This is a genomic window from Kitasatospora sp. Xyl93, from assembly GCF_055383135.1.
Genome location: NZ_AP029185.1, coordinates 8249619 through 8260922, shown reverse-complemented (window position 1 = coordinate 8260922; position 11304 = coordinate 8249619). Strand labels below are relative to the sequence as shown.

The 11304-nt window shown below is 74.2% G+C and carries 10 protein-coding genes; 6 read left to right on the top strand and 4 right to left on the bottom strand.

The window, feature by feature from the left end; all coding sequences use genetic code 11:
* Positions 1-362: 362 nt before the first annotated feature.
* On the top strand, positions 363-908 hold the full coding sequence (locus ACZ5GH_RS35680; protein WP_387756094.1) for an NUDIX hydrolase: 546 nt from the start codon (positions 363-365) through the stop codon (positions 906-908).
* 144 nt (positions 909-1052) lie between these two features.
* Here the strand turns inward: ACZ5GH_RS35680 and ACZ5GH_RS35675 are convergent, their stop codons facing one another.
* Entirely contained in the window at positions 1053-1451 is a 399-nt protein-coding gene (locus tag ACZ5GH_RS35675) for a hypothetical protein (protein ID WP_464336422.1), read from the bottom strand.
* Positions 1452-2000: 549 nt separating this feature from the next.
* Between ACZ5GH_RS35675 and ACZ5GH_RS35670 the strand changes: the two genes are divergently transcribed.
* Both ACZ5GH_RS35670 and ACZ5GH_RS35665 read left to right on the top strand, forming a co-directional pair.
* Positions 2001-2300 (top strand): hypothetical protein, encoded by a 300-nt coding sequence (locus tag ACZ5GH_RS35670; protein WP_464336421.1) that lies wholly within the window; start codon positions 2001-2003, stop codon positions 2298-2300.
* Between the two features lie 461 nt (positions 2301-2761).
* The gene (locus ACZ5GH_RS35665) at positions 2762-3916 is read left to right on the top strand and encodes a DNA gyrase subunit B (RefSeq protein ID WP_464336420.1); all 1155 of its coding nucleotides are present in this window, start codon (positions 2762-2764) and stop codon (positions 3914-3916) included.
* 92 nt (positions 3917-4008) lie between these two features.
* On the opposite strand, the gene ACZ5GH_RS35660 is transcribed toward ACZ5GH_RS35665, so the two are convergent.
* The 3 genes from ACZ5GH_RS35660 to ACZ5GH_RS35650 all read right to left on the bottom strand — a co-directional run bounded on the left by ACZ5GH_RS35660 (position 4009) and on the right by ACZ5GH_RS35650 (position 8041).
* A complete protein-coding gene (locus ACZ5GH_RS35660; RefSeq protein ID WP_464336419.1) occupies positions 4009-5634 on the bottom strand; it encodes an alkaline phosphatase D family protein in 1626 nt (541 codons plus the stop codon).
* Positions 5635-5787: 153 nt separating this feature from the next.
* Positions 5788-7587 (bottom strand): multicopper oxidase family protein, encoded by a 1800-nt coding sequence (locus ACZ5GH_RS35655; RefSeq protein WP_464336418.1) that lies wholly within the window; start codon positions 7585-7587, stop codon positions 5788-5790.
* Entirely contained in the window at positions 7580-8041 is a 462-nt protein-coding gene (locus tag ACZ5GH_RS35650) for a hypothetical protein (RefSeq protein ID WP_464336417.1), read from the bottom strand. Before ACZ5GH_RS35650 ends, ACZ5GH_RS35655 begins: the two co-directional genes overlap by 8 nt.
* Before the next feature lie 112 nt (positions 8042-8153).
* Between ACZ5GH_RS35650 and ACZ5GH_RS35645 the strand changes: the two genes are divergently transcribed.
* The 3 genes from ACZ5GH_RS35645 to ACZ5GH_RS35635 all read left to right on the top strand — a co-directional run bounded on the left by ACZ5GH_RS35645 (position 8154) and on the right by ACZ5GH_RS35635 (position 11252).
* Positions 8154-9146 (top strand): LysR family transcriptional regulator, encoded by a 993-nt coding sequence (locus ACZ5GH_RS35645; protein WP_464336416.1) that lies wholly within the window; start codon positions 8154-8156, stop codon positions 9144-9146.
* Between the two features lie 219 nt (positions 9147-9365).
* Positions 9366-10226, top strand: coding sequence for a hypothetical protein (locus ACZ5GH_RS35640; protein WP_464336415.1), 861 nt, complete (start codon positions 9366-9368; stop codon positions 10224-10226).
* Positions 10227-10286: 60 nt separating this feature from the next.
* Positions 10287-11252 carry a hypothetical protein gene (locus ACZ5GH_RS35635; protein ID WP_464336414.1) on the top strand — a complete coding sequence of 322 codons (966 nt, stop codon included), beginning with the start codon at positions 10287-10289 and terminating at the stop codon, positions 11250-11252.
* Positions 11253-11304 lie beyond the last annotated feature (52 nt).

Genomic DNA, 11304 nt, shown 5'->3' with positions numbered 1-11304 from the left:
CGAAGGCAAGGCGGCACCACCCGCGTACAAAGCCGACACGACCAAGACCCCCCAGATAGGCCGGGCACAGACACCACTCACCCGAACCACCCCCACACGCGGGAAGTCGCCCGAATCGACTTCCCGCGCGCACGAAGCAGACCAGCCCCGCACGGGCAACACGGCCCCCGGCACACTCTGGAAGTCGCCGGAGTCGACTTCCCGCGCACGGCAGTTGGGCCGCCGCAGCGGGTGGCGCGTGTGCCTCCCGCTCGGCATGGTGGCGTGCCCGCCGTGTCTCCTCCCGAAGCAGTCCGAGCCCGTCACCGCGCGGCGTGGGAGAGTCGGGATCCCAACGGTGGGGCGTGTGAGGGAGGTTACCGGTGGAGTGGAAGGTGTTCGGGCGTCGGCAGGTGTTCGGGAGCCCGTGGGTCGAGGTGTGGCTGGACGACGTCGACATCCCCGGTGTCGGCCGGATCGACCACCACGTCGTCCGCTACCCCCGCACCTCGACCACCGCCGTCGTCACCAACGAGGCCGGCGAGTTCCTCCTCCTCTACCGGCACCGGTTCATCACCGGCCGCTGGGGCTGGGAGGTCCCGGCGGGCTGGGCCGAGCCCGGCGAGGAGCCGACGGCGGCCGTCGCCCGCGAGGTCGAGGAGGAGACCGGCTGGCGCCCCGGCCGGGTCGAGCCGTTGACCGCGTACGACGCCATGGCCGGCATCAGCGACGCCCGCTTCCACGCCTACCACGCCACCGGCTGCACCCGGATCGGCGAACCCGAGGACGTGTCCGAGGCGACCCGCGCGGAGTGGGTGGCCGAAGCCGAGGTGGTACGGCGGCTGACGAACGGCGACATCGCTGACGGCCCGTCACACGCCGCCCTGTCCTACTACCTCGGCCCGCACCGACTCGCCCGGCGCCCCTGACCCGGCCCGGCAGCGGAGGCCGTGCACCGCACCCGGGCACGACCACGACGACACCCCCGACACCCCCGCCGTGTCCCCGCCGACGGCGACGGCGGGGGCACGGCCGGGGCGGGGCCGCCCGGCGGCAGCCGCCGAGGCGCGAGGTCAGCAGTACGTCTCGATGAAGAGCAGAACGCGGCCGTCGTCCGCGGTGAACTCGTACGCCTCATGGATCGGCAGGTCGTCGACACCGAACCGGGCACGCGCTTCGAGCCACGCGGCCGGGCGTTCCCCCGCCGTCAGGAAGCGCGGAAGCCACCGCCCGACCCGCTCGTCGTAGCAGGTGCCCATCGACATCATGTCGGCCTCGACCGACAGCCGCCTGGCCCTGCGGGGATCCAGCGGCCCGCGGGCCAGCCGCCAGCAACAGCCGTCGGCGTCCGTGAAGCCGCCGGCCCTCACGGGCGGGCCGACATGCGCGCCACCCGGCTTCCCCGCCGCCGGGGACGGCAGCGCCGCCACCATCTGCGCCAGGGTCACGGCGCGCTTGTGCTTCCTCGACACCCGCACAGCATGTCAGACCCCGACGACCCCCGGGCAAGACCACAGGCAAACGGTCCAGACCAGCCGCCACGCGACACCCCCCGCACGCGCGGGAAACCGGCCCCGCCGACTCCCACGCACCGCCGACGAGGCCTTCCGCCCCGCGTGAGCGCCCAGACCCGGCCCTACCGGCCGCGCAGGACCACCGGCCGTCTCCGCGCCGGGCCACGGCACCCCGTCAACGGCCGCGGCGGGCCAATCCACAACGGAGCACAGGCCCCGGACACGACGGCCCGCGCCCCCGGCGCGGCCCAGCAGGGTGACCCGTGCGGGATCCCGAGCAGCGATGCCATGGCTCCGGACGACAGCCGCTGCCCCGGTCCTGAATACGTCCGGGCAGGCCCTGCACCAGCAGGGCGCGCAACTGCACCGCGCCGGGCCCGCCGTGCGGGTCGAACTCCCCGGCGCCATCATCGCCTGGTCCGTGACCCGCGCCTCGGTGATCCGCGCATCTCACGCGATCCGCGCAAGCACTGGCCCGCCCCGGCCTCGGTGCCCCAGGGGTGGCCGATGGGGCCGCCGGCCCCCCAACAGAACTTCTTCGACCTCCACGGCGAGGAACACCGCTTCACACGACGGCGGACGGCGCCCTCGTCCTCACCCCGCTGGGTGTCCGCGCTGCGCCCCCGGATCGAAGCGACGACCGCCGCCCTGGTTGACGCGTTGCGCACACTCGGCCCCGGCGAGACCGTGGACCTGCGCCGCGCCCTGCCGCTGCCGCTGCCGCTGCCCATGACGGTGATCTGCGACCTGTTCGGGGTCCCCGCCGGCCTGCGGCCGCGGATCGGCCAGGCGATGGACACCCAGTGACGACAACGGCCACCGCCGAGCAGACGACGGCGGCTCATGGTGTTCTCCTCCGGGCGGGTTGACGAGCGTCAACCGAAGGCGTCGACGGCGCGCCGCGGGTGCGCCGTCCTGTCACACCTGTGGACCGGACAGCGGCCCGATCTGTGACAGTCGCACCCGGGCCCCGGGCCACCGGGTCTGCGGGACGCGGGACGCGGGACGCGGGACGCGGGACGCGGGACGCGGGCGAAAAATTTGTGGAATCGGCCGTCCTCGGGGGTGGGTGAAACGGCCCCGTGCGGGGCTCGGACGGTGGCCCGGCCGCGCGGCGGCGCCGACCCCGCAGTGCCGGGGCTCGGGTGCCTCGGGCCGGGCGCCCATGCGGCCGTCCACGCCTTTGGCGCATGGGGATTGACCTGGCGTTATGCGGAAATTCGCCTAGGCTGTGGAGCTCTGCCCGGCCGCCTTCGGAGGAGAAGCCCGTGAGCCAGGACACCAACCCGTACACCGCCGCCCGCATCCAGGTACTGGAGGGCGGGGAGGCCGTTCGCAAGCGGCCCGGCATGTACATCGGATCGACCGGTGAACACGGCCTGGCGCAGATGGTGTTCGAGGTCGCCGACCGGGCGGTGAACGAGGTCCTGGCGGGCCGGGCCGGGCGCGTCGAGATCACCCTGACGGCCGACGGCGCGGTGCGCGTCGCCGACGACGGCCCGGGCGAGGGGGACGTGGAGGCCCTGCTGACCCAAATGCGCTCCGAGGCGGGGCCCCGCGGCCGCCACCACGTGACGGTCGGCTACGTGGGTGTGGGGCCCTTCGTCGTCAACGTCCTGTCGAGCCGGATGACGGCCGAGGTGCGGCGCGACGGGGTGTGCCGGGTGCAGGAGTACGCGCGCGGCGCCGCGCTGGGCCCGCTCACCGCCATGGGGCCGGCGGCCGGCAGCGGGACCGTCATCGCCTTCTGGCCGGACCCCGACATCTTCGCCGGCGCGCGGCTGCCGTTCGACGAGTTGGCCGACCGCTTTCGGGAACTGGCCTTGCTGAACCGGGACTTGGACGTCTCACTGACCGACGAACGCCACCCTGGCGGCAGGCGCGCGGCCCGGTTCCGCTTCCCCGGCGGGCTGCGGGACCTCCTCGACCTCCTCGACGGCCCGCACGAGGCTCCCGCCGTCACGGACGTCATCGGCTTCGAGGGCGAGGATCCGCGGATGGCGGGGACGGTGGAGGTGGCCCTGCGGTGGCGCGGCGGCGGCGAGGAACGGGTGCGCAGCTTCGCCAACAGCCGGCCCACCCCCCGCGGCGGCAGCCACGAACTCGGGCTGCGCGACGGGCTGGCGGCCGCCATCGACGCCTACGTCCGCCGCCGCCCCCTGCCCGCCACCGAGCCGGGCGCCGGGCTGGTCGGCGGCCTGGACACCGGCCCGGGCGCCGGGCTGGTCGGGGCGGGCCTGACGGCGGTGGTGTCGGTGAAGCTCGACGAGCCCGAGTTCCTCGGCTCCACCCGCGACGTGCTCGGCAACGCCGCGGTGCGCGACTGCGTCGCCGAGGCGGTGCGGGAGCACGTGGGCGCGTGGCTGGAGGCTCACCCGCGGCAGGCCGCGACCGTCGTCGGCCGGATCCTCGGGGACGACTGAGCGCCCGGTCCCGCCGCCTCCCTCGTGGCGGCGGGACCGGGCCTCGGCGGTGGACAGGGTGGCGCCGGGGCGGGGATCAGGCGGGGCGGGAGTCAGGCGGGGCGGATGCCCGGGTTGCCGGCCTCGGTGGCGAAGGAGGCGGCGGTGGACAGGGTGCCGCCGGGGCGGGTGATGTGGGAGACCACCCGGTAGTCGGCGCGGGCGCGGTGGCGGTCCAGGGTGAGGACGGTGTAGCCGCGGCGCCCGTCGTAGAACTTCAGGTGCGGGTTGGCGGCCATGAGGGTGGCCCAGTTGGACGGCCTCTGCTCGCCGTCGCCGTCGCTGCTGATCGAGGTGCCGACGAACTCCACGCCCACCGTGCGGGAGTTCGGGTCGTCGAAGTCGCGCTTGACGTCCAGGGCGTAGGCCACGTGCACGTCGCCGGTGAGCAGGACGAGGTTCTGGACGCCGGCCTGGTCGACGGCCGTCAGGAAGCGCTCGCGGGCGGCGGGGTAGCCGTCCCAGGCGTCCATGGAGAGCTTGGAGCGCTCGGCGGTGGTGTTCTTGCGGCGGGAGAAGACGACCTGCTGGGGCACGACGTTCCAGGTGGCCTTGGAGTGGCGCAGGCCGTCGGCGAACCAGCGTTCCTGGGTGGCGCCCATCAGGGTGCGCCCGGTGGCCTGGGAGTCGGGGGTGGGGTACTGCCAGCCGTCGCCGTTGGCCTGGTCGTCGCGGTACTGGCGGGTGTCGAGGATGTCGAACTGCGCGAGGCGGCCGAAGTGGACGCGCCGGTAGAGGGTGAGGTCGGTGCCGCGCGGCTGGGGCATGCGCAGCGGCTGGTTCTCCCAGTAGGCGCGGTAGGCGGCGGCGCGGCGGGCGACGAAGGGGGCGGGGTCCTGGTTCTTCTCCGGGACGGCGGCAGCGTAGTTGTTCTCGACCTCGTGGTCGTCCCAGGTGACGTACCAGGGGTGGGCGGCGTGGGCGGCCTGGAGGTCGGGGTCGTTCTTGTAGAGGCTGTACCGCAGCCGGTAGTCCTCCAGGGTGGTGGTCTCGTGGTTGAAGTGGGGGGCCAGGGTGCGGTCGGTGTACTTGCGGTCGCCGCCGGCGGCGTCGATGGCGTACTCGTAGATGTAGTCGCCGACGTGGAAGACGGCGTCGACGTCCTCGCCGGCGAGGTGGCGGTAGGCGGTGAAGTAGCCGTCCTCGTAGGCCTGGCAGGAGACGAGGGCGATGCGGGCGCTGTCGGTCTTGCGGCCGCGCGGCGGCAGGGTGCGGGTGCGGCCGGTGGGACTGGTCCAGGGGCCGAGGGTGAAGCGGTACCAGTACTCGCGGCCGGCGTCGAGGCCGTCGGCGTCCACGTGGAGGGCGTAGGCGAACTCGGCGTGGGCGCGGGCGGTGCCGCGGCGTTCGACGCGGCGGAACCTCTCGTCGCGGGCGATCTCCCAGCCGACCGTGACGGAGCCGGTGGGCGGCAGGCCGGCGCCGGGTTCCAGGGGGCGCGGGGCCAGGCGGGTCCACAGGACGACGGCTTCGCTGGTGGCGTCGCCGGAGGCCACACCGAGGGTGAAGGGGTCGGCGCCGACGGCGCGTGGGGCGATGTCGGCGTCGGCGGCGTGGGCGGTGGGCAGGTCGACGCTGAAGGCGAGCGCGGCGGCGGCCGAGGTGACGGTGAGGAAGCGGCGGCGGTCCAGGCGGGCGGCGGCCTCGCGCAGCATCCGGTCGGCGGTGGGGCGGGTCATGGGGTGGTGGCCTTTCGCAGCTCGGGGGTGTGCGAAGGGAATTGGAGTGGACCACCCCGTACGGCGGGGGTCGGGACCACGGCGGCGCGGTGATCATCTGGTGAGGGGCCCGTGAAGGTCCGGCACGTGCCCCCGGGTGGGGACGGATCGGTCTCAGACGACTTCCAGGTTGGCCATCATGCCCATGTCCTCGTGTTCGGCGTTGTGGCAGTGGAAGAGGTAGCGGCCGCGGTAGCCGTCGAAGCGGGTGATGATCTCCGCGGACTCTCCCGGGCGCAGTGAGACGGTGTCCTTGAGGCCGGCGTCGTGGGGCAGCGGGGGTCGGCCGCCGCGGGTGAGGACGCGAAAGCCCACCAGGTGGAGGTGGACGGGGTGGTGGACGTCGGCGATCAGGCGCCAGATCTCGGTGTCGCCGAGGGGGACGGTGACGTCGGTGCGGGCGGGGTCGAAGGGCCGGCCCCCGATGAGCCAGCCGTGGCCGTTGTTCGTGCGGCCGGCGCGGAAGGCGAAGTCGCGGGTGCGTACGGCGTCCTCGCGGCGCCAGCGGGGCAGGTCGGTGGACAGGACGGGTGGGACGCGGCTGTCGTCGGCGGCCGCGCGGCGGGCGATGCGGAAGGCCATGACGTCGCGGGTGCGGCCGGTGCCGAGGCGGTTGACGAGGCGGACCAGGGAGCCGACCGGGGCGGCGGCGAAGTCGACGACGAGGTCGTAGCGTTCGGCGGGGGCGATCGGCAGGCTGCGGTGGGTGACGGGGGCGGCGAGCAGGCCCTGGTCGGCGCCGATCTGGACCAGGTCCAGGCGCCGGCCGTCCTCGGTGAGGGCCTCGATCTCGTAGTGGCGGGCGTTGGAGGCGTTGAGCAGGCGCAGGCGGTGGCGAGCGGCGTCGGTCTCGTGGACGGGCCAGGGGGCGCCGTTGACGAGGACGACGTCACCCAGGACGCCGGCGAGATGGGGTCCGGTGACACCGGGTCGCTCACGCAGACCGGGGTCGAGGGCGGGGTAGACGAGGGAGCCGTCGGCGGCGAACGCGCGGTCGGTGATCACGAGAGGGACCTCGCGGGCGCCGGCGGGCAGGCCGAGGGCGTCCTCGGCGTCGTCGCGCACGATGTGCAGGCCCGCCAGGCCACGCCAGATGGCGGGGGCGGTGAAGTCCATGCGGTGGTCGTGGTACCAGAGCATGGCGGGACGCTGGTCGTTGGGGAAGGTGTAGTCGCGGCTGAGACGGCTGGTGACGGCACGCGGGTCGACCATCGCGTGACCACCCCCGTGACCGTCCGCGCCGCCCCCGCCGCCGGCGTGGCCGCCCGCGTGGCCCGGGCCGGGCGTGGTGTGCGGGGTCTGGGGCCAGGCGGCGGGCAGGACGAGGTCAGTGGGATAGCCGTCATGGTGAGCGGGGGTACGGCCGCCGTGGAGGTGGACGACCGTGGGCACCGGCAGTTCGTTGCGGTGGGTGACGGTGACGGGCTGTCCGCGGCGGGCCTCGACAGTGGGACCGGGGAAGGTGCCGTCGTAGGTCCACAGCCGGGTGGTGAGGCCGGGCAGGATCTCGGCGGCGCTCTCACGCTGGACGATCTCGTAACGGTCGGTACCGCCGTCGGTGGACACGGGCCTGGCCACGGCGGGCAGCGGCAGCGCCACCCGGTAGGGCGGCGGCAACGCGGCGGTGCTGCGCAACTGGGCACCGGTGGCGGCGGGACGGCGGGCCAGAGCGGCGGCGGTGGCGAGCGAGGCCGTGGTGAGCAAGCCGAACGCGCCACCGACACCCAGGACCTGACGACGCGTCAGACCCAGCGGACGGGGACCGCCACCGGGGCGGTCGCGGTCGCCCGACTCGGAACGGCCGCCGGACCCGGGACGGCCGTAAGGCTCGGGGCGGTCGCCGGGGCCGGGGTGGTCGTGGGGCAGCTCGGGACGGCCGTGGGGCGGCTCGGGACGGTCGTGGGGCTCAGGCACGGTCGTCCTCCCGGCGGGCGGGTCGGCGCGGGGGCAGCGGGGTGCGCCAGAGGGCGATGGTGAGCACGACGGTGGCCGCGATGGTCGCCACGCCCAGCGGCAGGTGCAGCCACAGGGCGCCGCCCAGGCCGGCGAAGTACTGGACGCTCTCGGCCACGGCCACGGCGAAGGCGCCGGCCAGCGGCCAGGAACGGCGCAGCCGGATGCGGCACACGAGGGCGGCGACCAGCTGGAGGTAGCCGAGGGAGGTGACGGTGTCGGCGCCGGCGGCGTGCCAGCCCAGGGCGTCGTAGTCGCCGCTGAGGTAGACGCCGGCGAAGACGGGCTGGCCGAAGAGGGCGACGGTGTGGGCGGCGGCCAAGGCGCGCAGGGTCCGTCCGGCGGGCCCGGTCCGCTCCCCCGCGGCGGACCGGGCCGCATTCTCGGGTGGGGTCCTGTGGGCGGCGATGGCCATGGGCGTCCTTCCTCACGCTGACATCGGGCCGCGGTCGGGGCGGTGCGCGGCGCCGCTCCTGACGTTATGACGGCACGGCTATCGTGTCTAAGATCGGTATTGCTATGGCGTTATGACCGTGGAGGCATGGGGGCCCGGGTTGGACCTGAACACGCTCACGCAGTTCCTGGCGGTGGCACGGCTGGAGCACCTGAGCCGGGCGGCCGAGGAACTGCGCGTCGCGCAGCCGTCGTTGAGCCGCTCCGTCGCCCGGCTGGAGGCCGAGCTGGGCACACCGCTGTTCGAGAGGGGCGGGCGGCTGCGGCTGAACGCGGCCGGACGGCTGTTCCGCGGCTACGTGGAGCGCTCGCTGGGCGAACTCGAGGCAGGCCGGCGGGCGGTGGCCCAGGCGGCCGGACAGGGGCTGGGCACGGTACGGCTGGCCTCGGAGACCTTCCTGGCCTTCAGCGGACCGCTGGCGGCGTTCAAGCGCGACCACCCCGGGGTGGAGGTCGAACTGCACCAGCTGTCCGCCCAGGAGATGGCCCGACGGCTACGGGCCCAGGACATCGACCTCGCCGTGGCCTCCCAGCCCGTAACCGCCGAAGGCCTGGAATCACTCCTGCTGCTCGACGAAGAAGTCGGACTGGCCGTGCCGGTGGACGACCCGCTGGCCCACCACGCCACGACCGGCCGGCCGGTAGGCGTCGAGGAGCTCGCCGGGCGGCCGTTCATCGCCGCGCCCCCCGGACACTGGCAACGGCGCCTGCTGGAGGGACTGTTCGCCGCCCACGGCCTGGAACCGCGAATCGTCTGCGAAAGCGACGAAGCCGCCGCCATCGCCGAACTGATCAGCGCCGGCCTGGGCATCGCCCTGGTACCCGGCCTCGCCCGACACGCCTCCACCCGCCTACCGCTCGTATGGATCGACATCGACAACCCCCACTGCCGACGCCGCCTGACCCTCCTCTGGAACAAGCAGGCACGCCTACCCGACCCCGCCCACCGACTACGCGAAACAATCACCACCTGGAACTGGCAGGCCGGCAGCCCCAAGGCCGTGCGGACAGGAGCGGTCCGGCCCACAATAGAAGAAGAGAACACGACGACAGTGACACAGAGTTGACACGACCGGCACACGGCTCCCCGCCCCACGGCCTGGAACCTCGTGACGTGCGGCATGCCGCAGGAGCACTGACAGGCCGACGGTGCGGCGCGCGCGTCCCCCGCGCACACCCACCCCCGCGGGCGCGCACCCCGCACGCGCCCCGCGTCGGGCGCGTACGCTGCGCAACCGTCGCCGACGCGCAAGACGGCGACCGCTCCAATAGCACCCGAGGTTGACATGGCCGACAAGGACTCCGGACCCGATGGGCCCGGCGGCATCGGCGACCGCCCCCAGGACGACTTCGTCGCGAGGAACCTGCCCGGTCCCTCCGAACGGCCGGCCAGGACGCTGACCCTCAGCGGCCTGCTCGGCGACAGCGACCGCGCCGGCTTCCGGCGCCTGTACTTCAACACACAGCTCGACTACTACGCCGAGTTCGCCTCCGCCGACGTCCTGTCCGCAGACACCGTCGCAGGCGACCGGCCACCGTTCGTCGGCCACGACGCCACCACCGTCACCCTGCGTCGCGACGCCACCGTCCACTTCACCCGGGTCCAGACGGCCGCCCCCGTGGACGAGTTCGACCTCGACCTACGCCTGGCGCAGCCGCGCCGGGCCGGTACGGTGCCCACGACGCAGCCCGCCGACCCGCAGACCTGGGAGGCCGAGTGCCCCGGGCCGACGTTCGGCGACTGCGTCACCGAGTTCGCCTGCTTCACCGACGTCGACTGTCCGACGGGGTTCACCGTCTGCAAGCCGCGCACGTGCGGGTTCACCGAGAACGGCACGTGCGCCACCTGTGCGGGCGCCACCTGCGAGGGCACCTGCTTCCGGCAGACCTGCGCCACCTGCGGCGAGAACACCTGCGTCACGTGCGTCGAGGCGACCTGCCACACCTGCGACCGGGCCGCCACCTGCGTGACCTGCTTCACCTGCGCCACCTGCCGGGGGGCCACCTGCGTCACCTGCGGTGAGAACACCTGCGTGACCTGCGGCGAGAACACCTGCGACACGTGCGACCAGGGCACCTGCATCACCTGCGACACCTGCAATCCGCACGTGTTCACCTGCGGACCGTTCACGCGGTGCCGGTTCTGACGACATCCCGCACACCAGGGGGAAGCGGCGGGAACCGCTCCAGTAGCACCCGAGGTTGACATGGCCGACAAGGACTCCGGACCCGATGGGCCCGGCGGCATCGGCGACCGCCCCCAGGACGACTTCGTCGCGAGGAACCTGCCCGGTCCCTCCGAACGGCCGGCCAGGACGCTGACCCTCAGCGGCCTGCTCGGCGACAGCGACCGCGCCGGGTTCCGGCGCCTGTACTTCAACACACAGCTCGACTACTACGCCGAGTTCGCCTCCGCCGACGTCCTGTCCGCAGACACCGTCGCAGGCGACCGACCGCCGTTCGTCGGACACGACGCCACCACCGTCACCCTGCGTCGCGACGCCACCGTCCACTTCACCCGGGTCCAGACGGCCGCCCCCGTGGACGAGTTCGACCTCGACCTACGCCTGGAGCGACCGCGCCGGGCCGGGGCGGGGGCACCCGGGCCGGTCACCCTGCCGGGGCCGACCTTCGACGGCTGCCGCACCCGGCGCCTGTGCGTCACCGACGTCGACTGCCCGACGGACTTCGGCGCCGGCTGCACGGCGGACACCTTCCGGTGCACCGCGCAGGAGGGATGCGCGACCTTCGACGCCACCTGCCGGTGCACGGTCGGCGTGTGCGGCACCGTCCCCACGTTCCACTGCACCGCGGGCCCGCTGTGCGACCCCCTCGACACCCTGCGCTGCACCGCGGGCCCGGGGTGCGCCACCTTCGACGCCACCTGCCGGCGCATGGCCGGCCCGGTACCCGCCACCGCGGACACCCTGCGCCGCACCGCGGGCCCGGGGTGCGGCGCCTCCCCCGGCGTCCCCGGCGGCACGCGCAGGTTCGCCACGGGCGATCCCTGCCGCACCGAGTTCGCCGCCACGTGCCAGACCTGCCCCGGCGACACCTGCCGCACCTGCGAGGACGCCACCTGCGACACCTGCCGCGGGGCCACCTGCCGCACCTGCGACACCTGCAACCCGCACGTGTTCACCTGCGGGCCGAACCCGCGGTGCGGGCCTTGACGACACCCGGCACGACGCCGTCGGCCGGGCCGTGCGGGTCCGAGCGGGCCGA